The 25,658-nt window shown below is 73.5% G+C and carries 24 protein-coding genes; 9 read left to right on the top strand and 15 right to left on the bottom strand.

Features of this window, described 5'->3' with window-relative positions; all coding sequences use genetic code 11:
• The first annotated feature begins 108 nt into the window (after window positions 1-108).
• The gene (locus tag ABZ452_RS13560) at window positions 109-1,899 is read left to right on the top strand and encodes a hypothetical protein (RefSeq protein ID WP_357942816.1); all 1,791 of its coding nucleotides are present in this window, start codon (window positions 109-111) and stop codon (window positions 1,897-1,899) included.
• A gap of 6 nt (window positions 1,900-1,905) precedes the next feature.
• Here ABZ452_RS13560 and ABZ452_RS13555 read toward each other — a convergent pair whose 3' ends face one another.
• Both ABZ452_RS13555 and ABZ452_RS13550 read right to left on the bottom strand, forming a co-directional pair.
• The gene (locus tag ABZ452_RS13555) at window positions 1,906-3,693 is read right to left on the bottom strand and encodes a hypothetical protein (protein WP_357942237.1); all 1,788 of its coding nucleotides are present in this window, start codon (window positions 3,691-3,693) and stop codon (window positions 1,906-1,908) included.
• Entirely contained in the window at window positions 3,651-5,459 is a 1,809-nt protein-coding gene (locus tag ABZ452_RS13550) for a hypothetical protein (RefSeq protein ID WP_357942235.1), read from the bottom strand. Before ABZ452_RS13550 ends, ABZ452_RS13555 begins: the two co-directional genes overlap by 43 nt.
• A gap of 237 nt (window positions 5,460-5,696) precedes the next feature.
• On the opposite strand from ABZ452_RS13550, the gene ABZ452_RS13545 reads away from it, so the two are divergent.
• Together ABZ452_RS13545 and ABZ452_RS13540 are read left to right on the top strand one after the other, a co-directional pair.
• Window positions 5,697-6,881, top strand: coding sequence for a hypothetical protein (locus ABZ452_RS13545; RefSeq protein ID WP_357942233.1), 1,185 nt, complete (start codon window positions 5,697-5,699; stop codon window positions 6,879-6,881).
• A 165-nt stretch (window positions 6,882-7,046) separates the two neighbouring features.
• Entirely contained in the window at window positions 7,047-7,574 is a 528-nt protein-coding gene (locus ABZ452_RS13540) for a hypothetical protein (RefSeq protein ID WP_357942231.1), read from the top strand.
• Between the two features lie 44 nt (window positions 7,575-7,618).
• On the opposite strand, the gene ABZ452_RS13535 is transcribed toward ABZ452_RS13540, so the two are convergent.
• From ABZ452_RS13535 to ABZ452_RS13510, 6 genes are all read right to left on the bottom strand, one after another.
• Complete coding sequence (locus ABZ452_RS13535; RefSeq protein ID WP_357942229.1) at window positions 7,619-7,972, bottom strand: hypothetical protein; 354 nt, start codon at window positions 7,970-7,972, stop codon at window positions 7,619-7,621.
• Window positions 7,973-8,041: 69 nt separating this feature from the next.
• Window positions 8,042-8,641, bottom strand: coding sequence for a GNAT family N-acetyltransferase (locus tag ABZ452_RS13530; RefSeq protein ID WP_357942227.1), 600 nt, complete (start codon window positions 8,639-8,641; stop codon window positions 8,042-8,044).
• A 109-nt stretch (window positions 8,642-8,750) separates the two neighbouring features.
• Entirely contained in the window at window positions 8,751-10,697 is a 1,947-nt protein-coding gene (gene dxs / locus ABZ452_RS13525) for a 1-deoxy-D-xylulose-5-phosphate synthase (RefSeq protein WP_357942225.1), read from the bottom strand.
• A 70-nt stretch (window positions 10,698-10,767) separates the two neighbouring features.
• Entirely contained in the window at window positions 10,768-12,027 is a 1,260-nt protein-coding gene (locus ABZ452_RS13520) for an anhydro-N-acetylmuramic acid kinase (protein ID WP_357942223.1), read from the bottom strand.
• 13 nt (window positions 12,028-12,040) lie between these two features.
• Window positions 12,041-13,279 carry a TRAM domain-containing protein gene (locus ABZ452_RS13515; RefSeq protein WP_357942221.1) on the bottom strand — a complete coding sequence of 413 codons (1,239 nt, stop codon included), beginning with the start codon at window positions 13,277-13,279 and terminating at the stop codon, window positions 12,041-12,043.
• Window positions 13,276-15,339: an APC family permease gene (locus tag ABZ452_RS13510; RefSeq protein WP_357942219.1), complete on the bottom strand. Its 2,064-nt coding sequence runs from the start codon at window positions 15,337-15,339 to the stop codon at window positions 13,276-13,278. Before ABZ452_RS13510 ends, ABZ452_RS13515 begins: the two co-directional genes overlap by 4 nt.
• Window positions 15,340-15,495: 156 nt before the next feature.
• On the opposite strand from ABZ452_RS13510, the gene ABZ452_RS13505 reads away from it, so the two are divergent.
• Together ABZ452_RS13505 and ABZ452_RS13500 are read left to right on the top strand one after the other, a co-directional pair.
• Window positions 15,496-16,161: a TrkA family potassium uptake protein gene (locus tag ABZ452_RS13505; protein WP_357942217.1), complete on the top strand. Its 666-nt coding sequence runs from the start codon at window positions 15,496-15,498 to the stop codon at window positions 16,159-16,161.
• A 2-nt stretch (window positions 16,162-16,163) separates the two neighbouring features.
• Entirely contained in the window at window positions 16,164-16,853 is a 690-nt protein-coding gene (locus ABZ452_RS13500; protein WP_357942814.1) for a TrkA family potassium uptake protein, read from the top strand.
• 19 nt (window positions 16,854-16,872) lie between these two features.
• On the opposite strand, the gene ABZ452_RS13495 is transcribed toward ABZ452_RS13500, so the two are convergent.
• The 4 genes from ABZ452_RS13495 to dut form a co-directional block, all read right to left on the bottom strand.
• Complete coding sequence (locus ABZ452_RS13495) at window positions 16,873-17,487, bottom strand: DUF3159 domain-containing protein (RefSeq protein ID WP_357942812.1); 615 nt, start codon at window positions 17,485-17,487, stop codon at window positions 16,873-16,875.
• Between the two features lie 56 nt (window positions 17,488-17,543).
• The gene (locus ABZ452_RS13490; protein ID WP_313722389.1) at window positions 17,544-17,924 is read right to left on the bottom strand and encodes an OB-fold nucleic acid binding domain-containing protein; all 381 of its coding nucleotides are present in this window, start codon (window positions 17,922-17,924) and stop codon (window positions 17,544-17,546) included.
• Window positions 17,925-18,212: 288 nt separating this feature from the next.
• Window positions 18,213-18,866 carry a DUF3710 domain-containing protein gene (locus ABZ452_RS13485; RefSeq protein WP_357942214.1) on the bottom strand — a complete coding sequence of 218 codons (654 nt, stop codon included), beginning with the start codon at window positions 18,864-18,866 and terminating at the stop codon, window positions 18,213-18,215.
• A gap of 25 nt (window positions 18,867-18,891) precedes the next feature.
• Window positions 18,892-19,389, bottom strand: coding sequence for a dUTP diphosphatase (dut, locus tag ABZ452_RS13480; protein ID WP_254331564.1), 498 nt, complete (start codon window positions 19,387-19,389; stop codon window positions 18,892-18,894).
• Window positions 19,390-19,475: 86 nt separating this feature from the next.
• On the opposite strand from dut, the gene ABZ452_RS13475 reads away from it, so the two are divergent.
• On the top strand, window positions 19,476-19,967 hold the full coding sequence (locus ABZ452_RS13475) for a DUF3093 domain-containing protein (protein ID WP_357942212.1): 492 nt from the start codon (window positions 19,476-19,478) through the stop codon (window positions 19,965-19,967).
• A 21-nt stretch (window positions 19,968-19,988) separates the two neighbouring features.
• Here the strand turns inward: ABZ452_RS13475 and ABZ452_RS13470 are convergent, their stop codons facing one another.
• Both ABZ452_RS13470 and ABZ452_RS13465 read right to left on the bottom strand, forming a co-directional pair.
• Window positions 19,989-20,834, bottom strand: a complete 846-nt coding sequence (locus tag ABZ452_RS13470) for a hypothetical protein (RefSeq protein WP_357942210.1) — start codon at window positions 20,832-20,834, stop codon at window positions 19,989-19,991.
• A gap of 132 nt (window positions 20,835-20,966) precedes the next feature.
• Window positions 20,967-21,263: a DUF4193 domain-containing protein gene (locus tag ABZ452_RS13465; protein ID WP_091269374.1), complete on the bottom strand. Its 297-nt coding sequence runs from the start codon at window positions 21,261-21,263 to the stop codon at window positions 20,967-20,969.
• 436 nt (window positions 21,264-21,699) lie between these two features.
• On the opposite strand from ABZ452_RS13465, the gene ABZ452_RS13460 reads away from it, so the two are divergent.
• Entirely contained in the window at window positions 21,700-22,212 is a 513-nt protein-coding gene (locus ABZ452_RS13460) for a LytR C-terminal domain-containing protein (protein WP_357942810.1), read from the top strand.
• A 64-nt stretch (window positions 22,213-22,276) separates the two neighbouring features.
• On the opposite strand, the gene ABZ452_RS13455 is transcribed toward ABZ452_RS13460, so the two are convergent.
• Window positions 22,277-23,098 carry an inositol monophosphatase family protein gene (locus ABZ452_RS13455; protein ID WP_357942208.1) on the bottom strand — a complete coding sequence of 274 codons (822 nt, stop codon included), beginning with the start codon at window positions 23,096-23,098 and terminating at the stop codon, window positions 22,277-22,279.
• Between the two features lie 286 nt (window positions 23,099-23,384).
• On the opposite strand from ABZ452_RS13455, the gene ABZ452_RS13450 reads away from it, so the two are divergent.
• Both ABZ452_RS13450 and ABZ452_RS13445 read left to right on the top strand, forming a co-directional pair.
• Complete coding sequence (locus tag ABZ452_RS13450; protein ID WP_357942206.1) at window positions 23,385-24,995, top strand: RNA polymerase sigma factor; 1,611 nt, start codon at window positions 23,385-23,387, stop codon at window positions 24,993-24,995.
• A gap of 245 nt (window positions 24,996-25,240) precedes the next feature.
• Complete coding sequence (locus ABZ452_RS13445; RefSeq protein WP_013284786.1) at window positions 25,241-25,474, top strand: hypothetical protein; 234 nt, start codon at window positions 25,241-25,243, stop codon at window positions 25,472-25,474.
• Window positions 25,475-25,658: the final 184 nt, after the last annotated feature.

The raw sequence follows: 25,658 nt of genomic DNA, 5'->3' as shown, positions 1-25,658 counted from the left end.
CCCGGCCGTGACCGGGGTGACGACGTGCCGCCTGTACGATGGCCCGTCGTGGCTGTGCCGGTGGTGGAACCCTCGCTGAACTCCTCGCCCGTCGAGGCCGAGGCCGTCGTGGCGGACCCGCCGCGTCGGCCCCGACGCCGGCCGGCCCGCGCCGACGTGCTGGCCATCGGAGCCTATGCGGTGCTCGGGGTTCTCGTCTGCCTCAACTACTGGGGGGACGTGGAGCACCGGGTCTCCTCGCACCTGCCGACGGACCACAGCTGGTTCGAATGGCTCTTCGCGCACGGCGCGTACTCGGTGCGTCACCTGGAGAACCCGCTCTTCACCGCCCGGCAGAACGCGCCGGACGGCGTGAACATGATGGCGAACACCTCGCTGCTCGGGGTCACCCTGCCGCTGGCGCCGCTCACCCTGCTGCTCGGCCCGCAGGTGATGTACGCGCTCTACCTCGGCGCGGCGCTCTCGGCCACCGCGGCCACCTCCTACTGGGTGCTGTCGCGGCACCTGGTGCGCTCGCGCGGGGCGGCCTTCGTCGGCGGCGCCTTCCTCGGTTTCGCCCCGGGCATCGTGCACCACGCCAACGGGCAGCCGAACTTCGTCTCCAACTTCCTGCTCCCGCTGATCGTGGCCCGCGTGTTGCGGCTGGGCGAACCGGGCCGCTGGCGGCGCAACGGGATCGCGCTGGGCCTGCTCGTGGCGTACCAGATCTTCATCAACGAGGAGATGCTGCTGCTCACCGCGCTGGCCTGCCTGGTCGTCGTGGTGGCGTGGGTGGTGCAGCGCCCGCGCGCGGCGCGCGAGCGGGCCGGCGCGTTCCTGGCCGCCGCCGGGGTGGGCGGCGGGCTGGCCCTGCTGCTGACCGCGTACCCGATCTGGTTCCAGTTCAACGGGCCGCAGTCCTACCGGGGCCTCCAGGGCGGGGTCTTCCACAACTGGGGCGAGGACCTGATGGCCTTCGTCACCTTCGCCCGGGACACCGTCGCCGGGAACGAGGCGGTGGAGCAGACCATCGGGCTGACCGAGCAGAACACCTGGTTCGGCTGGCCGCTGGTGCTCGTCGCGCTCGGCGCCCTGGTGCTGCTGGTGCGCCGCTCGCTGCCGGCCCGGATCCTGGCCGTGCTCGTGGTGGTCTTCTCGGTCGCCGCGATCGGCCCGAAGGTGCGGTTCGACGGCGTGGAGACCACCGTGGACGGCCCCTGGGCGTACGTGCCGGACAACCTGCCGCTGGTCGAGATGATGATGCCGACCCGGCTCAGCCTGGTGGTGGCCGCCGCGGTCGGCGTGCTGCTCGCGCTGGCCTGGGACACCCTGTCGGGGCGCGGCCGCCCGCCGGTGCCCGCCCAGCGCACCGGCTCGGCCCCTCCCGGGTCGCGCCGGCGCCGGCTGCGCCTCGTCGGGTACGCCGCCATCGTGGCCGCCCTGCTCCCGCTGTTCCCCCGCCCGCTGCCGGCCCAGCAGATCGACCCGCCGCCGCACTTCATCACGGCGGGCGGCTGGCGGCCCTACGTGCCGGACGGCCGCACCCTGGTGCCGGTGCCGATCCCGAGCAACGTGCACGGCCTGCCCACGCTGCGCTGGAGCGCGCTCACCGAGCAGGCGTTCCCCATCCCCGGCGGCTATTTCATCGGCCCGAACGAGGTGGGCGAGGGGGTCTTCGGCGCCCCGAACCGGCCGACCAGCACCCTCATCTACGCCACGATGGACGCGAACAAGGTCCCGCCGCTCACCGACGAGAACCGCCGCCAGGCCCTCGACGACCTGCGCTTCTGGAAGGCGTCGGTGGTGGTGCTCGGCGCGAACCCCCGCGAGGCGGTGCTCCGCGACCTCATGACGCAGCTGCTCGGCGAGCCGCGACGCGTCGACGACGTCTGGCTCTGGGACGTCCGCGACCGCGTCTGACGGAGGTCAGCCGAGGAGGGGGCGGACGTCCCACAGGTGGGCGCCGGGGACGTCACGCCCGGGGCCGACCAGGGCGTCCACCGTGGCGCGGACCGGGTCCCCCGGCGTCGAGTCGGCCTGCACCAGCACCGCCGCCCGCCAGTGCCGCAGGTCCGCGACGGCCTGGCGGCGTTCCGCGTCGCCGACCGGCGGCACCTGGCCGGTTTCGGCGGCCCGGCGCAGCAGCAGCGAGGTGGGCAGGTCGGGCGCGCCCCAGTGCGCGGTCGGGTCGCCGGCTGCGCGGGGGCCGATGAAGTAGCCGCCCGGCGCGTCGAAGGCCAGCCCGGTGCGCGCCGACCAGAAGGTGGCCGGGCTGACCCCGGATCCGGTGACCGGCGGCACCGGCACCAGCGTCCGCCCCGGCGGCACGTACGCCCGCCAGTCGCCGTCGGCCACGAAGGCCGGCACCGGCATGGCCGGCACGGTGCGGATCGGGGTCGGGGTGAGTGGCAGCAGCGCGGCGGCGACCGCGCCCGCCCAGGGCGCCCAGGTCCGGGCCGCGCGGCGGCGGACCCGGTCCAGGGCGAGGGCCAGCAAGACACCGAGCACGGGTACGCACACCAGCGCGAACCGGGCCGGCACCACGAGGTCGAGCAGCGGCACGCCGGCGAGCAGCCGGTACGGCCCGGGCAGCCCGGTGTCGTGCCGGTTCACCACGACGGTGGTGCCGAGGGAGAGCAGCGCGAAGAGCAGCCCGCAGGCCGCGAGGGCCCGGACCAGGGGCCGCCGCCACAGCCGGACCACGATCAGCACGGCCAGCAGTGGCAGGAAGGGCCCGAAGAAGGAGTTCTGCTCGGTGGGGTTCGGGGAGAGCAGCCCGGCGTGGTAGCCGTCCCCGGCGACGGTCTGCCGGGCGGCGGTGGCGTAGGAGGCCAGGTCCAGCCGGTAGCCCCGCGCGTAGAACGGCATCCCGTCGTAGTGGCCGGGGCCGCGGAACTGGACCCACAGCGGGTACGCCAGCAGCACCCCGGCGACCAGCGCGCCGATGCCGAGCCGGCCCGCCACGACGGGCGCCAGCCGGCGCGCACCGGCCCGGTCCGCGAGGGCGTACACCCCGGCGAACACCCCGGCCGCGAGGGCCAGGAAGACCAGCACCTCCTCGCCGAGGAAGACCTGGTACGCGACGGCCAGCCCGAGCAGGATCCCGTCCCGGCGGACCCGGTCGGCGGCCGGCCGGAACACCAGCCCGAGGATCACCGGGACGAGGAACTGGGCCGCCATGTGCAGGTGCGCGCCGGCCTGCGACACGAGGCCCGGGGCGAAGCCGCAGAACAGCCCGCCCACCGCCGCGGCGGCCCGGGAGCGGACCAGCCGGCGGGCGAGCAGCGCGTACCAGGCGGTGGCGGTGCCGGCGAGGCACAGCACCACGGCGACGAGGAAGGCCACCTGCGAGCCGAACAGCGCGGTGACCGGGGTGAGCGGCACGCCCAGCCCGAGCACCGAGGTGTTGGCCATCAGGTTGACCCCGTCCGGCACGTTCAAGGCGGTGCTGTGCAGCGGGTTCTCGCCGCCGGTCACCGCCCGTGCGGCGTGGGCCAGCATCCACTCGAAGAGCATCTGGTCGCCGGCCTGGTGGAACAGCCGGTCGGGCCGGCCCCACTGGCCGGCGGTGAGCAGCACGGCCAGGCCGAGGTAACCGGCGGCCACGAGCGCGTCGACCGGGCGCGGCCGCCACCGGCGCCGGGGCGCGGGGTCGGGGCGGTCCGGGCCGGTCAGGCGGACTGGCTGGTCAGTGTCCGGACGTCCCACAACCACACGTCCAGCTCCTGCCGGGCGGGCCCGACCAGCTGCTCCATGGTGCGGCGCAGCGGTTCGGCGTTCTGCTCGTTCAGCGGCAGCACCACGATGGCGGCCCGCCAGTGCCGCAGCTCGTCGAGGAAGCGGCGGCGCTGCCGGTCGTCGAGCTTCGGCGTACGCCCGGTGGCCTCGACCTCGGCGAGCAGCTCGCCGATGCCGCTGGGCCGGCCACCGAAGCGGCCCGGGTCGCCGGTGACCCCGTTGCGCGGGGCCAGGAAGTAGCCTCCGGGGATCTTGAAGGCCAGGTCGGTGCTGGCCGCCCACCGCATCGGGTCGGTGTTGCCCATGGCCGGCACCGGCACGGAGACCAGTGTCTGGTCCGGGCCGACGTACTGCCGCCACCGGTCGGCCGTGATGAACTTCGGCACGGCCGGGCGGGTGGTGACCTGCAGCGGCATGGGCGCGATGGGCAGCAGCGCGAACACCAGACCGGCGGCGGTCAGCGTACGCATGGTGCGCCGCTCCACGACCCGCAGCGCCGCGGCCCGCTGGACGGCCAGGGCCAGCAGCACCCCGATGACCACCGTGGTGATCAGGCCGAACCGGGTCGGCACCACGGCGTCCAGCAGCGGCAGCTTCACCAGCAGCTCCCACGGGCCGGTGACGAGGTCCCGGTCCCACCAGGAGACCCGCTCGCCCAGGGAGAGCACGGCGAAGAACAGCCCGGTCGCGGCGAGCGCCCGGACCACCACGTCCCGGCGCAGCCACACCACGATGCCGACGGCCAGCAGCGACAGGCTCCAGCCGAAGAAGGCGTTCTCCTCCGAGTAGTTCGGGGCCAGGTTGACGTTGGCCCGCTCGTTGCCGCCCAGGGTGGGCGAGCCGGGGGTGAAGAACGCGGCGATGTCGTTGCCGTAGTCGCGGACCGTGTCGCTGAGCCCGTGGTACGCCATCGGCCCGGCGAACTGCACCCAGAGCGGGTACGCCAGCAGCGTCCCGGCGAGCACCGCGCAGACGGCCAGTCCGGCGGCGAGCGGCCGCCACGCCGCGGACCACCGTTCGCGCCGCTGCACCACGACGGCGAGCAGGAACACCCCGCAGGCCAGCGCCGTGAAGAGCAGGATCTCCTCGTTGACGAACGCCTGGACGGTGACCAGCAGGGCGAGCAGCGCGCCGTCGCGGACCGGCCGGGTGGAGCGGGTCAGCACCAGCACCCGCCACACGATGAACGGCAGCAGGAACTGGCTGATGATGTTCGGATGCCAGTTGGCGTGCGACAGCATGGCCGGCGAGAACCCGCAGAACCAGCCGCCCACGGCGGCGGCCAGCCGGTTGCGGACCAGGTGCCGGGAGAGCACCCGGTACCAGGCGGCGGCCGTGCCGGCGAGACCCAGCGTGACAAGGGTGACGAAGGAGACCGCCGGTCCGAACAGGAGCGTCACCGGCACCATGGGGATGCCGAGGGCCAGGATGGCGGTGTTCGCCATCAGGTTGACGCCGTCCGGATAGTTGAACTGGTCGGTGTAGAACGGGTACTCGCCGTGCAGCACGACCCGCACCGAGTGGGCCAGGAAGAACTGCACCTGGGCCGGGTCGCTGCTGTAGAGCGCGGCCACCCGGCCGGCCGGGTCGGCCCAGATCCCGCTGGTCACCCAGAGCGCGGCGAGCAGGAACACCCCGTACACGGCGAGGTCCAGCCGGCGTGGCGTCCACCGCCACCGCCGCCGCGCGGCGGGCGCGGCCGGCTCCGGGTCACGTTCGGTGACCGTGGGTTCGTCCACCATGACGGAGAGCGGTCCGCCCGGGGCGTCGGCGTCCGGCGTCGAATCGCCACGGGGTTCGGCAGGCGTCACAGTCGGCGGAGTCTACCGGAGCGGGAGAATGGCGTACGAATCGCACGTCGCACCGTCCTCAATGGTCATCGGCCGAAAGGGTGAGGTCTGCGCGGCCGGGCGACGGGCCGTCTCGTACCATGTGGGCTTCCGGACACGACCTGCGATGGGATACAGGGGGCGTACAGGGTGGCTTCAGCCCGCCGACGCGGCACGACGGCCACCGCGCTGCTGGCCCTGCTGGTGACCGGCTGCGGCCCGGTCGCCGGGCGGCAGCCCGCGGCGCTGCCGGTCGGCTACGACAGCCTGGACGGCACCCTGAAGGTCTGGCCGGCGCGGGGCAGCCTGGCCCGCGACGCCGCCGCGACCGCCGGGATCACCGATGCCGTACGCGACTGGCGCTCCCCCGTCGACGACCGCGCCCACCTCTCGTCCTCGGGCATCCTCTACTCCGGCGAGGTCGCCGGGTCGCCGCTCGCCCTGGTCGCCGCCGACGTGCCCGGCGAGGCCGCCTCCTGGCTGCTGCAACTCGACCGCGACGGGCAGCGCTGGCGGGTCGCCCACGCCACCGAGTACACCGAGCCCGGCTACCTGGTCTACTCGGACGTGCTGCCCGTCCAGCAGCCCACCGGCCGCCGCTACCTCACCTCCGCCCGGGTGGAACGGCTGCTCGGCCCCGACGGCACGGCGCTGCCCGCGGCCGACGGCATCACCGAGCCGGTCGCCGTGCCGCCCTGCCAGGCCGTGGCGGTGACCGCGACGCTGCGGCCCACCCGCTCACTGCCGCGCGGCCGGGCCGCGGACCGCGTCCTCGACCTGGGTACGGCGACCGCGGCGCCCCGCTATCCGCTGGTGCGGGACGAGACCGGCTCCGGGAAGCGGGCGCTGACCGGGCTGGACACCTGCGTGCTGGCCGGCGAGCGGGGGCCGTTCGGGAGCGTGCCGCGGCGGATCGGCGACCGGCAGGCGCCCCGGTCGGCGCCGGAGTCGTGGCCGATGGCGAAGATCGGCGTGCGGTCGCTCGGGTCGGTGACCCTCGGCGGTGGCGAGCCGGGTGAGCTGGAGCAGCTCACCTGGGAGAGCGCCACCGGGACGATGACGGCGGTGGTCTACCGGCCGGCGGGCGGCGGCACGCCGGTCGTGTCCCCTGCCGACCGGTCCACCACGTTGCAGGCCTACTACCTGCCCGTGCCGGGGCAGCCGCTCGCGGTGCTGACCTGGCGGACGCAGGGCGCCTCGTTCGCCGCGCCGCCGGGGACGACCCGGCTGGTGGACCGGCCGGGCCTGGTGGTCGTGGAGCAGCCGGAGCGGAAGCAGACGTTCAGCCTGGCGGGCACCGAGAAGACCTGGTACCGGTCGGTGGGCGGGCGCTGAGCCCGGTCTCCGCCGTCGACGCGGCTCGCTGCCGGCGTGTGACGACGAGCCGAAGTACCGACCCGCCGCCGTACGCGCACCGTATTGACACCCTCACCCAGCGGGAGCAGATTCCGGGGTGATCCCGGTCGGTCGCGGCCGGGGCGTCCCGGAAGGACGGTCGCCATGCACAGGATCAGGTCCACCGGAACGGCGCGACTCGCCTCGGCGGTGGCGCTGCTCGCGCCGTCGCTCGTGCTCGTGGCCGGGCCGACGCCCGCGTACGCCGCGGACACCACCACCCGGATCCTCCGGGCCCCGCTGGACCTCTCGGTCGTCCTGCCCTGCGCCAACGGCGGCCTCGGCGAGGTCGTCGACTTCGACGGCACGATCTCCGAGGTCTACCACGTGACGGTCGACGGGACCGGCGGGTTCCACGTGCACATCGTCGAGACCCAGTCGAACGTGCACGGCATCGGCGCGACGACCGGGGACCGGTACGTGAGCACCCGGGTCAACCTCTTCGTCTACAACCAGGGCTCCGGCGGCCTGCCGATCACGTCCACGCAGCAACTGGTGTTCAAGATCGTGGGTCCCGGACGGGGCAACGACGCCTCCCTCCGGATCACGAACCACACAACCCTCAACGCCGACGGCACGGTAACGGTCGCCTTCGACACGTTCACGGCGGAGTGCGAACCAACCGCCCCCTGACGTCCCGCCGAGGGACCGCTGGAGATCTTGGTACGAAGTGGCCCCTATAGGGGCCGTTTCCGTCCAAGATCTCTCCGGGCGCGGCGCAGGAAACTGCGGATGTCGTCAAGGCCGTCCAGCGCACGACCGTCGACGTCCGACGAATCCACCTCTGCACGCATCGCCAAGGATTCCGCCAAGGCCAGTGCCTCATCACTGAGACACCCGAAGCGCCGGGCGGTATGTCCCAGGCACAGGCCGGCCAGTCCGAGGAGGGGACTGCCCGCGATGGCCCGCGTCCCGACCTCCACGCAGCAGTACTCCACGAACGCTTGGTCCTCGTCGTTCAACGCGATGCCTACCAGCACGCTCGCCGCCTCGCCCTCCTGGGAGCGATCGCGCAGGGCCCGCTCCAACATCTCGACTACGACCTCGTGGGGTAAGGCTGGAGGGTTCTCGAAGCGCCGGTGCGAATGCATGGCGCGAAATTACGCCCCGGCCAACCCCTCGTCTGGCCCAACCTTCCCCGCGTGCGGAGTAGCGGCCGGCGCAGGAAGGGGCATCAATTCGAGCCGCATGCAGATGTACCTGGAGTTGTCCGGGCCCGCCCGAAATTCCCCGTCCGGCTTCCAACCATGTCTGGTGTAGAACGCTCGCGCGCGGCTGTTCCGCTCCCAGACTTCGAGGAGCCCGGTCGACAGGGAAGCGTCCTCCAGGTATCGCACGAAGAGCCCGTGCAACCTGCTGCCGATGCCCTCTCCCCACCTGCCCGGGACGACGTGAATCTGGTACAGCTGGCCGACCCCGTCGGCATCCGCCTCGTCGGACAGGGGAGGACCCATGGCGGCGATACCCACGATGCGGCCTTCGACGACAGCGCACAGGACCCTCTTACGGGGTGATTCGATCGCCGCCGTCCATCCGACTCGCTGCTCCTGCGCCAACGTCGGATTCACGATGGACCCGGAGGCCAGTCCGCCGGCTCCGTAATAGGCCAGACGTGCCTGAGTGTGCACGTCGATGATTCCGTCCAGATCGGCGAGGGTCGCTTCTCGCACGTCCATCGGTGTGCCCGTGCGCAGATCCATGTATCGACATTACTGGCTTTGAAGAGATGCTGCGGGAGTCGCTGCAGCCCTCGACGCCGAACGGGCGGCCCCGCGCGTGGCAGGACCGCCCGTTTCGACGTAGCTGGGGTCAGTTCTTCGCGGTGGCCTCGTCGGCGGCCGGCTCGACGGACTGCGCGTCCAGCCCCGAGATCCACCCGGTGACGTTGCGCGCCACGTCCTGAGCCGTCAGCCCCAGGTCGGCCAGGATCTGCGCCCGGGTCCCGTGCGGGTGCCAGTCCGCCGGCACGCCGAGGTCCTTCACCGGCACCTGGACGTCGGCGTCCCGCATGGCCTGCGCGAGCGCGGAACCCACGCCACCGACCCGGACGCCGTCCTCGACGGTGACGACGAGCCGGTGCCCGGCGGCCAGCTCGACGAGCTCGGCCGGCACCGGACGCACCCAGCGCGGGTCGACCACGGTCACGCCGTAGCCCTGCTCGGCGACCCGGGTGGCGACCTCCATGCCGAGGCCGGCGAAGGAGCCGACCGCGACCAGCAGCACGTCGGTGCGCGCCGACTCGGCCAGCACGTCGACGGGGCCGACCCGGCGCACGGCCGGCAGGTCGGCGGCCACGGTGCCGGTCGGGAAGCGCAGGATGGTCGGGCCGTCGTCCACGGCGATCGCCTCGCGCAGCTCCTCGCGGAGGGTGGCCGAGTCGCGGGGCGCGGCGACGCGCAGGCCGGGCACCACGCCGAACACCGACATGTCCCAGATGCCGTAGTGGCTGGGCCCGTCGGGGCCGGTGATGCCGGCGCGGTCGAGCACGAAGGTGACCGGCAGCTTGTGCATGGCCACGTCGAGCAGGACCTGGTCGAAGGCACGGTTGAGGAAGGTGGCGTAGACGGCGACCACCGGGTGCAGGCCGCCCAGGGCCAGGCCGGCCGCCGAGGTGGCGGCGTGCTGCTCGGCGATGCCCACGTCGTACACCCGGTTGGGGTACTTGCGGGCCAGGGTGGCGATGCCGGTGGGCTCGGCCATGGCGGCGGTGATGCCGACCACGTCGGGGCGCTCGTCGGCGATGGTGACCAGCTCGTCGGCGAAGACGTGGGTCCACTTCACCGACGGCGCGGCGAGCAGCTTGCCGGTCTCGATGTCGAACGCGCCGCCCGGGCCGTGCAGGCGGTCCGCCTCGTCCTCCTCGGCGGCGCGGTAGCCGTAGCCCTTGCGGGTGACCGCGTGCACTATCACCGGGCCACCGAAGTTCTTGGCGGCGCGCAGCGCCGACTCGATGGCGGGGACGTCGTGGCCGTCGACCGGGCCGACGTACTTGATGCCCAGGTCCTCGAACATGGCCTGCGGGGCGACCGCGTCCTTGATGCCCTTCTTGACCGCGTGCAGCACCTCGTACATCGGCCTGCCGACCAGCGGGGTCGAGCCGAGGGCGTCCTTGACGGTGTCGAGCACCTTCTCGTAGCTCGGGTTGAGCCGCAGCGATGACAGGTGGTCGGCGAGGCCGCCGATGGTCGGCGAGTAGGACCGGCCGTTGTCGTTGACGACGATCACGAGCGGGTTGCCGGCGGTGGCGATGTTGTTCAGCGCCTCCCAGCACATGCCGCCGGTGAGGGCGCCGTCGCCGACCACGGCGACGACGCTGCGCTTCTCGCCGCGCAGCGCGTACGCCTTGGCGAGCCCGTCGGCGTAGGACAGGGCGGTGGAGGCGTGCGAGTTCTCGATGAGGTCGTGCTCGCTCTCGGCCTGGCTCGGGTAGCCGGAGAGGCCACCGCGCTGGCGGAGCTTGTCGAAGCCGTCCTGCCGGCCGGTGACGATCTTGTGTACGTACGCCTGGTGGCCCGTGTCGAACAGGAGGCGGTCGCGCGGCGAGTCGAAGACCCGGTGCATGGCCAGGGTCAGCTCGACCACGCCCAGGTTGGGGCCGACGTGCCCGCCGGTGCGGGAAACCTTGGCGATCAGGAAGTCCCGGATCTCGGCGGCGAGGATGTCCAGCTGCTCGGCCGTCATCCGCTTCACGTCCTGCGGGCCGCGGACGGTGCCCAGCAGCCGACCGTGGTTGGCCGTGCCCTCTTCAACACTCATGACCGAAGAGTCTATCGGCCACCCGACAGCCCGCAGCCCGGCCGTGGATCTTCCCAGGTCAGGCCCCGGATCAGGGGGTGACGACCAGCCGGAGCGGCGGAACCGGCGGGGTGGCCGCCCACGCCGGGCCGGAGGGGGTCCAGGAGCCCAGCACGGCGGCCCGGGAGGCCCCGGTGACCGAGGGGATGGCTCCGGGCAGCCCGTGCCAGGAGAGCCACCCCAGCAGGGCGAACGCGTACGCCTCCTTGGCCTGGGCCGGCACCCCCAGCTCGTCGGTGGTGCGCAGCCGCCAGCGTCCCTCCCCGAGGGCGGCGAGCCGGCCCCGGAGTGTGGGATTGCGCACTCCCCCGCCGGCGGCGATGACCTCGGTCACGCCGTGCCGGTCGCAGGCGTCGGCGACGGTCCGGGCGGTCAGCTCGGTGAGCGTGGCGAGCACGTCGTCGGCGGCCACCGGCTCGCCCAGGGCGGCGAGGCGGTCGTCCAGGTAGCCGCCGTGGAACAGCTCCTTGCCGGTCGACTTGGGCGGGGGCGCGGCGTAGTAGGGCTCGGCCAGCAGCAGCGCCAGCAGCCCGTCGTGCACCCGGCCGGCCGCCGCCCGCGCACCGTCGGTGTCACAGGGACGGTCCAGGAAGCGCCGGGCCGCGGCGTCCAGGAGGGCGTTGGCCGGGCCCACGTCGTACCCGAGGACCGGCGCCCCGGGGGCGACCACGGTGAGGTTCGCGATGCCGCCCAGATTGAGCGCCGCCCGCGGCCCGCTGCCGTCCGGGCCCAGCGCCGCCCGCGGCGCGCCGCCGTCCCGGCCGAGCGCCGCCCGCGGCCCGCCGCCGTCCGGGCCCAGCGCCGCCCGCGGCCCGCCGGCCGCGTCGAGCAGCAGCGCGTCGAAGGCCGGGACCAGCGGCGCGCCCTGGCCGCCGGCGGCCACGTCCGCCGACCGCAGGTCGTGCAACACGGGTACGCCCACCCGGGCGGCCACCCGGGCCGGCGCGCCGAGCTGGAGGGTGCCCCGCACCCGGCCCGCCTCCACCCAGTGGAAGACGGTCTGCCCGGGCGAGACCACCGCGTCGGCCGTGCCACCGGCCAGCTCGACGCCGGCCGCCGCCGCCTCGGCGAAGACCTCGCCGAGCCGGTTGTCCAGCCGGCAGACCGCCTCGATGGTGGTGGCCGCCGGGGGCAGCAGCGCGCCGATCTCGGCCCGCAGGTCGTCCGGGTAGTCCAGGCTGCGGTGCCCGAGCGGTCGCAGCCGCAGCGTGTCCCCGTCCCGGGTGAACTCGGCCGCCACCACGTCCACCCCGTCGTACGAGGTCCCCGACATCAGCCCGACGATCTTCATCGGGCCAGGCTAGTCACGACTGGGGCGGCAGGAACAGGCCGACCAGCTCGACGTGCTGGGTCATCGGGAACAGGTCGAAGCCGCGCAGCGCCGCGAGCCGCCAGCCCGCCCCCGTGAAGGTGCGCACGTCCCGGGCGAAGGCCGCCGGGTCGCAGGCCACGTACGCCACCGCGCGCGGGCCGGCGGCGACGATGTCCCGCACCACCGGGGCGCCCGCGCCGGAGCGCGGCGGGTCGAGCACCACGAGGTCGACCGGGCCGGTGACCCGGCGGCGGGCCAGCGCGGTCTCCACCCGGGCGGCGACCACCTCGACCCGGGGCAGGTCGGCCAGGTTGGCCCGGGCCGCGTCCACCCCGCTCCGGCTCGACTCGACGAGGGTGACCCGGGCGTCGCCGACCCGGCCGGCGAGCGCCGCGGCGAACAGCCCGGCGCCGCCGTAGAGGTCCCAGGCGGTCTCGCCGGGGCGCGGGTCGAGCAGGTCGAGCACCGCCCCGACCAGGGTGTCGGCGGCGGCCGGGTGCACCTGCCAGAAGCCGGAGGCGGGCAGCGTCCAGTCCCGGCCGGCGGCCACCTCGCGCACGTCGGCCGGGCCGCTCACCGGGGTGGGGACCCCGTCGGCGTACGCGACGACGCTGACGTCGCCGCCGGTGGAGGCGACCGTCTCGACGGCGTCGGCGTCCGGCCAGCTCGCCCCGCTCGGGGTGAGCACCGGCAACTCCCGGATGGCCGGGTGGGCGATCAGGCAGCGGTCGATCGGCACCACCTCGTGCGAGCGGTGCTTGAGCAGCCCGGCCCGGCCGGCCGCGTCGACCGCGTAGCGGACCCGCGAGCGCCAGCCGAGCGGCCCGCCGGGCAGCGCCTCGACCCGGACGCCCAGCGCGTCGACCTGGTCGTCGGTGAGCCCGCCCAGCCGGGTGAGCTGCTCGCGCACCACGGCGAGCTTCCAGTCGAGCTGGGCGGCCGGGGTGACGTGCTGGAGGTCGCAGCCGCCGCACCGGCCCGGCTTCGCGTACGGGCAGGGTTGTTCGACCCGGTCCGCCGACGGGGCCAGGACCTCGACGGCGTCGGCGCGGGCGAAGCCCCGGTGCAGCTCGGTCACCTCGACCACCACCCGCTCGCCGGGCAGCGCGTGCCGGACGAAGACCACCTGGCCGTCGACCCGGGCCACGCAGTGTCCGCCCGGGGCGACCGCGTCCACGGTCAGCTCGACCCGCTGCGCCTCCTCCAGCCCGGCGCCGGCCGGCGCGGTCACGGGCGCTCCCCCGCACCGCTCTCGCCGGGCGGCGCGGAGACCACCGGCGGGACGCTGGGCGGGAGGGTGCTGCGCGGGGCCACGCGGGGGCCGCGCGCCGGGCCACGGGTGAGCGTGGCGTCCAGCCGGTCCAGGTTCTTGCTGGCGGTCGAGGCGAGCTGCCAGGGCACGCTGGTGACCATCACGCCCGGCTCGAAGAGCAGCCGGCCCTTGAGCCGCAGCGCGCTCTGGTTGTGCAGCAGGTTCTCCCACCAGCGGCCCACCACGTACTCGGGGATGAAGACGGTGACCACGTCGCGGGGCGACTCCCGGCGGGTCGACGCGACGAAGTTGAGGATCGGCCGGGTGATCTCCCGGTACGGGGAGTCGATCACGGTGAGCGGCACCGGCAGCTCGCGCCGCTCCCAGTCGGCCTGGAGGTCCCGGGTGTCCTTGTCGTCCACGTTGACGGTCACCGCGGTGAGCGTGTCCGGCCGGGTCGCCCGCGCGTACGCGATGGCCCGCAGGGTCGGCTGGTGCAGCTTGCTGACCAGCACGATGGCGTGGTTGCGGGCGGGCAGCACGGCCCGCTGCTCGGTCGGCTCCAGCTCGGCGGCGATCCGGTCGTAGTGCCGGCGGATGGCCAGCATCACCAGGTAGATCATCGCCATGGCGGCGATGGCGATCCAGGCGCCGAGCAGGAACTTGGTGAGCAGCACGATGACCAGCACCACGCCGGTCATCGCCATGCCGAACGCGTTGATGGCGCGGGAGCGGACCATCCGGGCGCGCGCCTCCGGGTCCCGCTCGGTGCGCAGGTGCCGGTTCCAGTGCCGGATCATGCCGAGCTGGGAGAGGGTGAACGAGACGAACACCCCGACGATGTAGAGCTGGATGAGCCGGGTCACCTCGGCCTGGAAGCCGATGATCAGCACCACGGCGGCGACGGCCAGGAAGATGATCCCGTTGGAGAAGGCCAGCCGGTCGCCCCGGGTGTGCAGCTGGCGGGGCAGGTAGCGGTCCTGGGCCAGGATCGAGCCGAGCACCGGAAAGCCATTGAAGGCGGTGTTGGCGGCCAGGAACAGGATCAGCGCGGTCATCCCGGCCACCACGTAGAGCAGCACCGAGCCGTTACCGAAGACGGTCTCGCCGAGCTGCGCGGTGACGGTTTTCTGCACGTAGCCGTCCGGCCCGGAGACGATCTGCGCCGGGTCCTCGACGAACTGGAGGCCGGTCAGCTTGGCCAGCCAGATGATGCCGACCAGCATGCTGACCGCGATGGTGCCGAGCAGCAGCAGGGTGGTCGCCGCGTTCTTCGACTTCGGCGTCTTGAACGCCGGCACGCCGTTGGAGATCGCCTCGACGCCGGTGAGCGCCGCGCAGCCGGAGGAGAAGGTGCGCAGCAACAGGAAGATCAGGGCGAAGCCGGTCACGCTGTGCTCGGCGTGGATCTCCAATCCGGCGCTCGGCGCCCGCAGGTCCTGGCCGAGGATGAAGATCCGGACCAGCCCGGTCAGCAGCATGCCGCCGATGACGATCACGAAGCCGTAGGTGGGGATGGCGAACGCGGTGCCCGACTCGCGCAGGCCGCGCAGGTTCATGGCGGTGAGCAGCACCACCGCGCTGACCGCGATGAGCACCTTGTGGGTGGCCACGAACGGCACCACCGAGCCCAGGTTCGCCACGCCCGAGGAGACGGACACCGCCACGGTGAGCACGTAGTCGACCAGCAGCGCGCTGGCCACCGCGAGCCCGGCACGCGGCCCCAGGTTGACCGTCGCCACCTCGTAGTCGCCGCCGCCCGAGGGGTAGGCGTGCACGTTCTGCCGGTAGCTGGCCACCACGGTCAGCATCACCACGACGACCGCGAGCGCGATCCACGGCGAGAAGAAGAAGGCGGACGCGCCCGCGATGGAGAGCGTCAGCAGGATCTCGTCCGGGGCGTAGGCGACGCTGGAGAGCGCGTCGGAGGCGAAGACCGGCAGCGCGATGCGCTTCGGCAGGAGGGTGTGTTGGAGACGGTCGGACCGGAACGGTCGACCGAGGAGGAGTCGCTTCAGCAGCGAGGTGGGTCGGGCCACAACCGCCAAGAGTACGACCACCCCGTCTCGGGCGGTGGGGTGCCTGATCGCCCCGCGTTCGACCGCGCGGTACGGTCGGTCCCCCGCCGGGCGCGGGGACGTGGCAGGCTCGCAGTCGACGGGCCAGCGTGCGGCACCGTGGGAGGAGCGGACACCGTGCATGTCGTGATCATGGGCTGCGGCCGGGTCGGGTCGACCCTGGCCCAGAGCCTGGAGTCCCGGGGGCACTCGGTGGCGGTGATCGACCAGGACGCGGACGCGTTCCGCCGTCTCGGGCCGGACTTCGCCGGCATCACGGTCACCGGCGCCGGCTTCGACGGCGAGGTGCTGCGGCAGGCCGGCATCGAGCGCGCCGACGCGTTCGCCGCGGTCTCCAGCGGCGACAACTCCAACATCATCTCGGCCCGGCTGGCCCGGGAGACCTTCGGCGTGTCCCGGGTGGCCGCGCGCATCTACGACCAGCGCCGCGCCCAGGTCTACGAGCGCCTCGGGATCCCCACCGTGGCGACCGTGCGGTGGACGGCCGAACGGATGCTGCGCCACCTGGTCCCCGAGGGCAACGTCGAGATGTTCCGGGACCCGACCAGCACGGTGTCGATCATCGAGGTGCCGGTGCACAAGGACTGGATCGGCCGGTCGCTGCGGCACCTCGAGGAGGCCGCCGGAGCCCGGGTGGCCTACCTGATCCGGTTCGGGATCGGCACGCTGCCCACGGCCTCCACCGTGGTGCAGGAGGGCGACCAGGTCTTCATGCTGGTGACCGACGACATCACCGCCTCGGTCACCTCGGTGGCGGCGGCGCCGCCCGAAGGGGGTCAGTGACCATGCGCATCGCCATCGCCGGCGCGGGCAACGTGGGCCGGTCGATCGCCCAGGAGCTGATCGACAACGGCCACCAGGTGATGCTGATCGAGCGGCAGCCCAAGATGCTCCGCCCCGACCGGGTGCCGGCCGCCGACTGGGTGCTCGCCGACGCCTGCGAGCTGGCCAGCCTTGAGGAGGCCAACGTGGCCGGCTGCGAGGTGGTGGTGGCCGCCACCGGCGACGACAAGGTCAACCTGGTGGTGTCGCTGCTGGCCAAGACCGAGTTCGCGGTGCCCCGCGTGGTGGCCCGGGTCAACCGGGCCGAGAACGAGTGGCTCTTCACCGAGCAGTGGGGCGTCGACGTCGCGGTGAGCAAACCGCGGGTGATGGCCGCGCTGGTCGAGGAGGCGGTCACCGTCGGCGACCTGGTCCGGCTCATGACGTTCCGCCAGGGCGAGGCGAACCTGGTCGAGATCACCCTGCCGCCCACGGCGCCCTACGTCGGGCAGCCCCTCCACGCGGTGCCGCTCCCCCGGGACGCGGCGCTGGTGGCGATCCTGCGCGGTAAGCGGGTGCTGGTGCCCAGCCCGGACGACCCCATCGAGGCCGGCGACGAGCTGATCTTCGTGTGCACGGCGGCAGTGGAGGACGAGGTCCGGGCGGTGATCCTCGGCCCGGACAGCGTCGACCGCAAGCGGGAGCGGACCTGACCGACGCCGCCTGAGGGGCTCAGGCCCCCGGCAGCGGTTCCGGCGCGGGCTCCCGGGTCACCCGGCGCACCACCCAGACGGTGATCAGCAGCAGCAGCGCGTACGGGGGGTAGCCCAGGGCGAGCCGGGCCACGCCCAGCGCGGTGTCCTGGTGGGCCAGGTAGAGCCCGGCCTGCACGCCCACCTTGGCCAGCCACACCACGCCCCAGAGCACGGTGAGCTGGGTGAAGGTGCGCACCAGCTTCGGGTCGTCCCGCCACTCGGAGCGGCCCTTGGCCACCAGCACCGACCAGATCCAGCCGACCAGCGGCTGCCGGATCGCCGCCGAGAGCAGCAGGGCCAGGCCGTAGCCGATGCCGTAGAGGATGCCGGGCAGGTAGAAGTCGCGCTCGTCGCCGGTGCGCCAGGCGATGGCCGCGCCGACGGCGATGCCGAACAGGCCGTTGACGGCGTGCCGCACCGGCCGGCGCTGGGCCAGCCGCAGCCCGGCGATCAGCAGGGCCACCGCCACCGAGGCGATCACCGCGGGTCGCAGGTCGCCCACCACGTTGGCGATCACGAAGACCACCACGGGGATGCTCGACTCGACCAGGCCCCGCCAGCCGCCGAGCTGGTCGGCCATCTGCTCGGCCATGCTGGGCAGCCGCTCGTCCTCCGGCCCGAGCTCCGGCTCGGTGTGCTGTCCGGTCGTCACTTCGGCGACTCCAGCTCGTAGTACGGGTTGTAGATCACCTTGCGGTCGTCCCGTACGGCCACGCGGCCGCGGGCGGTCAGGTGCCGGCCCGGCTCGATGCCGGCGATGTGCCGCCGGCCCAGCCAGACCAGGGTGACCACGTCGCTGCCGTCGTAGAGGTCGGCCTCCAGCGTGGGCAGGTTGGTCCGGGGCGTGTAGACCACGGTGCGCAGCCGGCCAGCCACCGAGACCACCTGGCCGCGCATGCACTGGTGGGCCGGCATGCCGCCGGACTCGGCGCTCTCCCGGCGCAGCTCCTGCGCCTCGATCTCGGCCTCGCTCGCGGTGAGCCGTTGCAGGAGCCGCCGCAGCGACACCCGGCTCTCGTCGGTCGTCATGACCTCCGCGTCACCTCTCCACCCCGGCCGGCCCGCGCCGGCTCCCTGGATCGGCCGGCCGCGCCGGCGCCGGCCCCGCAGGTGCGGAACCGTCCCGCCAGCGTACGCCGATCCGGGCCACCGGCGGGACTGGCGTCGGGGCGTACCGGCTGCGGTGGCCGGACGCGCGACGGGCCCGGTGTCGCCGGCGTCACGCCGACTCGACCGGGCCCGGATCGCGTTGCTCAGACCGCGCTGCCGCGGCGCGAGGGCTCAGGCCTCAGCCTCGCGCTGCCGCGGCGCGAGGGCTCAGGCCTCACGCTGCTGCGGCGCGCCCTCCTGCTCGGCCTGCTGCTCGGCCACCTCGCGGGGCAGGCGCAGCGGCAGCGGCTCGCGGACCGGCTTGGCCTCCTGGCCCCGGTCGACGGCCAGGCCGTCCAGGCAGGCCGCGAGAGGGCCGGCGGCGGCGGGATTGGTGGCCGCCTCGCCCTGGTAGACCCCGCGCACCATCCAGCGCGGCCCGTCGATGCCGACGAAGCGCAGGTCGGTGATGCCGTCCGGGGTGCGGACCCGCGCGCGCAGCTCGGTGCCGTACTCCCCCTCGACCTCCTGGGCGGCGGCGCCGTCGTTGAACAGCGACTGCCGGATCTCCTCGCGCACCTCGTCCCAGATGCCCTCGGAGCGGGGCGCCGCGAAGACGCCGAGCTGGAGGGCGTTGTCGCCGTGCACCAGCACCACCTGCTGGATCACACCCTGGGGGTCGGCCTGCACCCGCACCTCGACCTCGGGCACCGCCGGGATGTGCAGGCTGCCCAGGTCGAGCCGCGGCACGTCGGGCGCCTCGGCCAGGTCGTAGGGGCCGCGGGCCGGCGGCTGCGCGGTCTCGCCGGCGTCGAGGACCCCGGTGTCCCGCTCGTCACGCGCGTGCCGCGCGCCCTCGGCCCGCTTACGGGAGAAGATCACTGCGCCCACCCTCCGCTGTTCGCACTCACCCTGCCACCTCTTCCGTCCGCCCGCCCGCCGGAGCCGGGACCAGCCCGGCATGTCCGCCGGTGGAGCCGTGCCCGCCCGTCCCGCGCCGGGACGCGGGCAGCTCGACCACCGGCTGGAACTCGGCCCGGGCGACCCGCTGGACCACGAGCTGCGCGATCCGGTCGCCCCGGCTGATCTTCGCCGGCGTCTCCCGATCATGATTGATCAGGTTGACCAGGATCTCACCCCGGTAGCCGGCGTCGACCGTACCGGGCGCGTTGAGCACCGTCACGCCGAGCCTGGCCGCCAGCCCCGATCGGGGGTGCACCAGGCCGACGTACCCCTCCGGGAGGGCGACGGCCACGCCCGTCGGCACCAGGGCCCGCCCGCCGGGCGGCAGCTCCACGTCCGCGGCGGCCACCAGGTCCGCGCCCGCGTCGCCGGGATGGGCGTACGCCGGCAGCGGCAGTTCCGGGTCGAGCTGCCGCACGGGCACGGGTACGACGTCTGTCACGGTCATCCTCTTCCGTCCGGTCCTTGCGGGGGTGACCCTGCCATCCTGCCGGTTCGGCGGCCACCCGCGCGCCGTACCCTCGGAGTGTGCGTCAGTCGTCATCCTCGGCCGCCCCGGTGGCCGCCGCTCCGGACTACTCGGAGCGCCTCCGGTTGCCCTGGTGGGCCTGGCCGATCGGCCTGGTCTTCGCCGGGCTGCTCGCCGCCGAGCTGTGGATGGGCGCGACCGGCGTCCGGGCCTGGCTGCCGTTCGTGCTGCTGCTCCCGGCGGCCGCGGCCACGCTGTGGTGGCTGGGCCGGATCCGGGTCACGGTGCGGGCCGGGGAGCTGCGGGTCGACGACGCGCACCTGCCGGTGCGCCACGTCGCGGACGCGGTGCCGCTGGACGCGGCCGGCCGGCGCGAGGTGCTCGGCGTCGGCGCCGACCCGCTCGCCTTCGTGGTGCAGCGCCCCTGGGTCGGCGGCGCGGTGCAGGTGGTGCTGGACGACCCCGACGACCCCACCCCGTTCTGGGTGGTCAGCTCCCGCCGCCCGGTCGAGCTGGCCGCAGCCCTGATCGCCGCCCGCGACGCCGCCTGAGCCGCCCGGCGGCCCCCCGGCTCAGGAGTGCGTGCCGGGCAGCGCGCGGGCCTGGTGGCGGAGGTCCTTGCGGAGCTGGTCGCCGAGGGAGCGGGTGGCCCGCCGGTTGAGGTAGCCGGCCACGGCGGCGCCGGTCAGGAACGGGCCGAGCGTGGTGAGGTTGCGGCCGAAGCGGCGCAGCAGGCTGTCCCGCAACTCGCGGCGGGCGGCGGTGCCCAGCACGGCGCTGACCCCGACCCCCGGCATCATCGGGTTGACCCCCCGCTGGGTGGCCCAGGACTGCACCAGCGACACGGCCCGCTGGGCGCCACCGGCGGGCAGCGGCAACCGGTGCACCTCGTGCAGCTCGCCGATGAGCTTCAGCTCGATCGCCACGACGGCGACCGTCTCGGCGGCCAGCAGCACCGGTGCGGAGAGCAGGGTCGGTGTGACGGCCCATTCGACCGCGGCCACGCCTCCGCCGGCCGCGCCGACACCGGCGGTGGCCCGGGAGGCGTTGCGGATCAGCCGGTCGGCGATGGCCTCGTCGTCCAGACCGGGGAAGTGCCTCCGGAGCGTGGCCAGGTCGCGGATCGGCACGTGCGGGGCGACCTCGGCGACGGTGTCCGCCATCCAGCGGACGGCGGCCTTCGGCTTGAACAGGTCGGTGAGGCCGCGGGCGCGGGCCTGGCCGACCAGCCGGGTGAGCAGCTGCCGGCGGCGGGCCGGTGGGAGATCGTCGGCGGTGAGCGCGGCGACGGTCGCGCCGAGCTGGTCGGCCTCCGCCCCGGGCGGGGCGGGGTCGGTGGAAGGCGTCTCCTCGGTCGGCCGGTCGGCGCCGCTGTCGCCGGCGCCCGGCCCGTCGGCCCGCTCGCTGCGCTCGCTCACCCGTCCGCCCTCCTGCTCCGCGCGGCGTCACCCCCGCCGGTACGAGTCAAGCAGCTTCCGGCCACCGCCGCACGGCGGCTCGATAAGCGGCGGCCCCGTCGAGGAGGCCGCCGCCGGTGTCTCGGGTCGGGGTCAGACGCACTCGCGGCAGATCAGCTCGCCATTGCGCTCGACCGCCAGCTGGCTGCGGTGGTGGACCAGGAAGCAGCGGGCGCACCGGAACTCGTCCTGCTGCATCGGTAGCACCTTGACCGTGAGCTCCTCGTCGGCCAGGTCGGCGCCGGGCAGCTCGAAGCTCTCGGCCACCTCGGCCTCGTCGACGTCCACGGCGCCCGACTGTGTGTCGACGCGCCGGGCCTTGAGCTCTTCCAGGCTGTCCTCGCCGAGGTCGACCTCGTCGCGACGCGGGGCGTCGTAGTCGGTGGCCATCGGTTTCACTCTCCCATATCGATATGGTCGCTTCCGGTTGTAACGCCGGACGACGCTGTTTCGGTTCCGCTGGCCGGCCACCAAAATGTGTCGGTCACCCGACCCGACCGTCGTGGGCCGGGACCGCCAGGAAGGAACTCCCCCAGCGAGCGCGGAACCTTACCCCCCCTTTGGGCGAGGCATGTATACCGCCCTCGTGGCAGAGATGTACGCCCCTGCGCCCGAAGTTGTTCCCAATGTGACTCAGGCGACACGAAGATAGGGGTAGTAGTACCCGTTCCCCCGGTGGCGCGCCGGCATGTCGGACTGTTTCCACGCGACGGCCGGACAAGCGTTAACCTCAGCGGCGTACTCGACGGCCGGCGGGGCGGACCGACCGCCGGCGGCCGCCGCCACCCATCACCGTCCGGGAGCGCCCAGAATGAGTTTTGCGCGAGTGCGGGCACTCGTTGTCGTCGGACTGCTGGCGGTCATCGCCCTGGTCTTCGTCATCGTCACGCTGGTCCGCGACACCCAGGGCACGGCGGCCACCGCCGAGGACTGCCCCGAGGGCTGGCCGGTGGCCGACCTGCGCCTGCGCGAGCAGAAGGACGTGAAGATCAACGTCTACAACGGCACCGACGAGATCGGGCTGGCCGGCGGCGTCGCGGACGACTTCCGCAACCGCAAGTTCCAGGTCAAGAAGGAGGGCAACGCCCCCAAGGCCGTGGACGACGTGGCGGTGCTGCGGTACGGCCCCAAGGGCGTCGGCTCCGCGCACCTGCTGCGCGCCTACTTCCTCAACAACGCCAAGCTGGAACCCGACCTGAAGCGCAAGGACGACACGGTCGACGTGATCCTCGGCAACGGCTTCCAGCAGTTGGCCACCACCACCGAGGTCAACCAGTCCCTGGGCGACCTCGGCTCTCCGCAGGCGCCGACCGGCACCTGCCCGGGCCCGGTGAAGTAGCCGCCGTCACGAAAAGGGTGGTCACCCCGGCGGGGCGGCCACCCTTTCGTATGCGTGGGACCGGTCACGGGCCGCCGGAGGCGTCCAGGGCGGCGAGCCGGGTGTGCAGCGGCTCGTACAGCGCCGGCGGCGCGGCGAGCACCAGGTCCGGACCGGCCGGCCGGCCCGACAGCCCGGTCACCAGCAGCCCGGCCTCCCGCGCGACCAGCCCGCCCGCGGCGAGGTCCCACGCGGCCAGCCCCTTCTCGTAGTAGGCGTCCACCCGGCCCTCGGCGGCCAGGCAGAGGTCGAGCGCGGCGGCGCCCATCCGGCGGATGTCCCGCACCTGCGGGATCAGCTCGGCGACCACCCGGGCCTGGTGCGCCCGGCGCCCGGCGTCGTAGCCGAACCCGGTCGCGATCAGCGCCTGCCCGAGGTCGGTCTCGGCGGAGCAGCTCAGCCGCTGTCCGTCCCGCCACGCGCCGCCGCCCGCGGTGGCGGTCCACTCCTCGCCGGTGGCCACGTTGCGCACCACGCCGGCGACGACCTCGCCGGCCACCTCGGCGGCCAGGGACACCGCGCAGTACGGCAGCCCGTAGAGATAGTTGACGGTGCCGTCGATGGGGTCGACGACCCAGCGCACCCCGTCCTCGGCGGCCGGGCCGGTCTCCTCCGCGCCGTACTCCTCGCCCAGCACCGCGTCGCCGGGGCGCAGCGTCCGCAGCGCCTCCAGCACCTGCCGCTCCACCGCCCGATCGGCGGCCGTGACCACGTCGGTGACGGTGCTCTTGGTCGCGGCGACCGACACCCCCTCGGCCCGCATCCGGTGCGCGGTGGCCGCGGCGTCGCGCGCCACCTCGACGGCGATCGTGAGCAGTTCCTGCGGCGTGGGCGCCGAGGCGATCATGTTCGTCCCCTTCCGGCACGATCCGGACCGGCCGGTTCGCGCGCGGGTATCATCCTTACAAAGTCCACAACTGCGCCTAATCGGTGGTCCATACGGCCGGTCCGCCGTGCGGCGCGGGATGATCGCGGCAGACGGCGTTACAATTCACCCTGCCCACGCGCCACGGACCGCCAGCGACCGCCCGGCCCGGGACACGGGGGTCCCTCAACGACATCGCCCGACACCGCGTTCCTTGCCGTGCCGGACGACCCGGCCGTGCTCGCTCTTCGCCTCCGGAAGGTCATTCGTGACAGAACCCCGCCAGCCCGGCGCCGACGTTCGCTCGCTCACCGACACCCTGATCGCCCACGCGCAGAGCGCCGGCGGCCAGCTCACGTCGGCCCAGCTCGCGCGCACCGTCGAGTCCGCTGAGGTGACCCCGGCCCAGGCCAAGAAGATCCTCCGTGCGCTCTCCGAGGCGGGCGTGACGGTGGTCGTGGACGGCTCCGCGAGCACCCGCCGCCGGGTGGCCGCCGCCCGGTCCGCGACCCCGGCCTCCCGGGCCACCACGGCCAAGACCACGAAGAAGGCCGCCGCGCCCGCCCCGAAGCAGGCCCCGGCCGCCGAGGAGTCCCCGGCTCCCGCACCGCGGAAGGCGACGGCACGCAAGGCGGCCGGCACCACCGCCGAGGTGGCCGCCAAGGCCGCCGCCCCGGCGAAGGCCACCAAGACCACCCGCGCCACCAAGGCCACCGTGGCCGCCAAGAACGCGGCGGCGAAGCCGGCCAAGGACGGCGCGAAGGGCGAGGGCGCCGAGGGCGAGATCTCGCCGGAGGAACTGGCCGCCGAGATCGAGGACGTGGTGGTCGAGGAGCCGGCCGAGCTGACCCAGGCCGCCGAGGCCGACGCGGCCAGCTCCGCCACGGACAACGACTTCGAGTGGGACGACGAGGAGTCCGAGGCGCTCAAGCAGGCGCGCCGGGACGCCGAGCTGACCGCCTCCGCCGACTCCGTGCGGGCGTACCTGAAGCAGATCGGCAAGGTGCCGCTGCTCAATGCCGAGCAGGAGGTCGAGCTCGCCAAGCGGATCGAGGCCGGCCTCTACGCCGCCGAGCGGCTGCGCGCCGCCGACGAGGGCGAGGAGAAGCTCACCCGCGACATGCAGCGCGACCTGATGTGGATCTCGCGCGACGGCGAGCGGGCCAAGAACCACCTGCTGGAGGCCAACCTCCGGCTGGTCGTCTCGCTGGCCAAGCGCTACACCGGTCGCGGCATGGCCTTCCTCGACCTCATCCAGGAGGGCAACCTCGGCCTGATCCGCGCGGTCGAGAAGTTCGACTACACCAAGGGCTACAAGTTCTCCACCTACGCCACCTGGTGGATCCGCCAGGCCATCACCCGCGCCATGGCCGACCAGGCCCGCACCATCCGCATCCCGGTGCACATGGTCGAGGTGATCAACAAGCTCGGTCGGATCCAGCGCGAGCTGCTCCAGGACCTGGGCCGCGAGCCCACCCCGGAGGAGCTGGCGAAGGAGATGGACATCACACCGGAGAAGGTGCTGGAGATCCAGCAGTACGCCCGGGAGCCCATCTCGCTCGACCAGACCATCGGTGACGAGGGTGACAGCCAGCTCGGTGACTTCATCGAGGACTCCGAGGCCGTCGTCGCGGTCGACGCGGTGTCGTTCTCGCTGCTGCAGGACCAGCTCCAGCAGGTCCTCCAGACGCTGTCCGAGCGCGAGGCGGGCGTGGTACGCCTGCGCTTCGGCCTCACCGACGGCCAGCCGCGCACCCTGGACGAGATCGGCCAGGTGTACGGGGTGACCCGGGAGCGCATCCGGCAGATCGAATCCAAGACCATGTCCAAGTTGCGGCACCCCTCGCGTTCCCAGGTGCTCCGCGACTACCTGGACTGACCGGCACGCGTCAACCAGACGTGTCGGTTTGATCACCAGCCGTAGAACACTCAGCGGTGACCTCACGGTTGCCCGTTTGTGATCGTTGACGTGGCACCCTTGGTGCACGGCACACTGTCTTCCACGCCAGGTGTGACCTCCGTCCCCGACGGGCACACAGGGAAGGCAGGGCCCGAGAAGGGTGTTGCACGATAGGTGAGCAACCGAAGAGAGTGTTCATCGGTGACGACCAGAGGAGGAAGGCGATGACCCCGACCCTCACGCCGCCGCCCGAGACGGTGAGCCCCCCGGCCGCCGATGAACGGTGCGACCGCTGCAATGCTGCCGGCAAGCTCCGGATCACTCTGGCGGGTGGGAGTGAGCTGGTGTTCTGTGGGCACCACGCGAACAAGTACGCGGAGGATCTCGTGAAGATCACCGTGCGCTACGCGTCGGACCCGGAGTTCAGCTGGCGTGGCGCCGATCTGATGGCGAACTGAGTACGAGGAATCCGCAACGCGACATAAAGCCGGCCGGAGGTCCCTGGGGACCTCCGGCCGGCTTTTGCGTACCCACCCACCCCACCCACCCGCCCCACCCCGTTGATCATGAAGTTGGCGGCAGTTCCAGAGATCCACATCGCCGCTAACCTCATGATCACCCGGAGCGGGTGAGGGGCGGGGA

Source organism: Micromonospora sp. NPDC005707 (assembly GCF_040631005.1).
GTDB lineage: Bacteria > Actinomycetota > Actinomycetes > Mycobacteriales > Micromonosporaceae > Micromonospora.
The sequence above is the reverse complement of the archived record's forward strand: the minus strand, read 5'-3'. Positions and strand labels throughout refer to the sequence as shown.

Excerpts from the sequence above, each read along its gene's own strand:
- ABZ452_RS13490 (WP_313722389.1), bottom strand. The coding sequence starts at position 17,924 with ATGACGACCGACGAGAGCCGGGTGTCGCTGCGGCGGCTCCTGCAACGG.
- ABZ452_RS13550 (WP_357942235.1), bottom strand. The coding sequence starts at position 5,459 with ATGGTGGACGAACCCACGGTCACCGAACGTGACCCGGAGCCGGCCGCG.
- ABZ452_RS13500 (WP_357942814.1), top strand. The coding sequence starts at position 16,164 with ATGCGCATCGCCATCGCCGGCGCGGGCAACGTGGGCCGGTCGATCGCC.
- ABZ452_RS13445 (WP_013284786.1), top strand. The coding sequence starts at position 25,241 with ATGACCCCGACCCTCACGCCGCCGCCCGAGACGGTGAGCCCCCCGGCC.
- ABZ452_RS13465 (WP_091269374.1), bottom strand. The coding sequence starts at position 21,263 with ATGGCCACCGACTACGACGCCCCGCGTCGCGACGAGGTCGACCTCGGC.
- ABZ452_RS13540 (WP_357942231.1), top strand. The coding sequence starts at position 7,047 with ATGCACAGGATCAGGTCCACCGGAACGGCGCGACTCGCCTCGGCGGTG.
- ABZ452_RS13535 (WP_357942229.1), bottom strand. The coding sequence starts at position 7,972 with ATGTTGGAGCGGGCCCTGCGCGATCGCTCCCAGGAGGGCGAGGCGGCG.
- ABZ452_RS13455 (WP_357942208.1), bottom strand. The coding sequence starts at position 23,098 with ATGATCGCCTCGGCGCCCACGCCGCAGGAACTGCTCACGATCGCCGTC.
- ABZ452_RS13530 (WP_357942227.1), bottom strand. The coding sequence starts at position 8,641 with ATGGATCTGCGCACGGGCACACCGATGGACGTGCGAGAAGCGACCCTC.
- dxs (WP_357942225.1), bottom strand. The coding sequence starts at position 10,697 with ATGAGTGTTGAAGAGGGCACGGCCAACCACGGTCGGCTGCTGGGCACC.
- ABZ452_RS13495 (WP_357942812.1), bottom strand. The coding sequence starts at position 17,487 with ATGGCCGAGCAGATGGCCGACCAGCTCGGCGGCTGGCGGGGCCTGGTC.
- ABZ452_RS13520 (WP_357942223.1), bottom strand. The coding sequence starts at position 12,027 with ATGAAGATCGTCGGGCTGATGTCGGGGACCTCGTACGACGGGGTGGAC.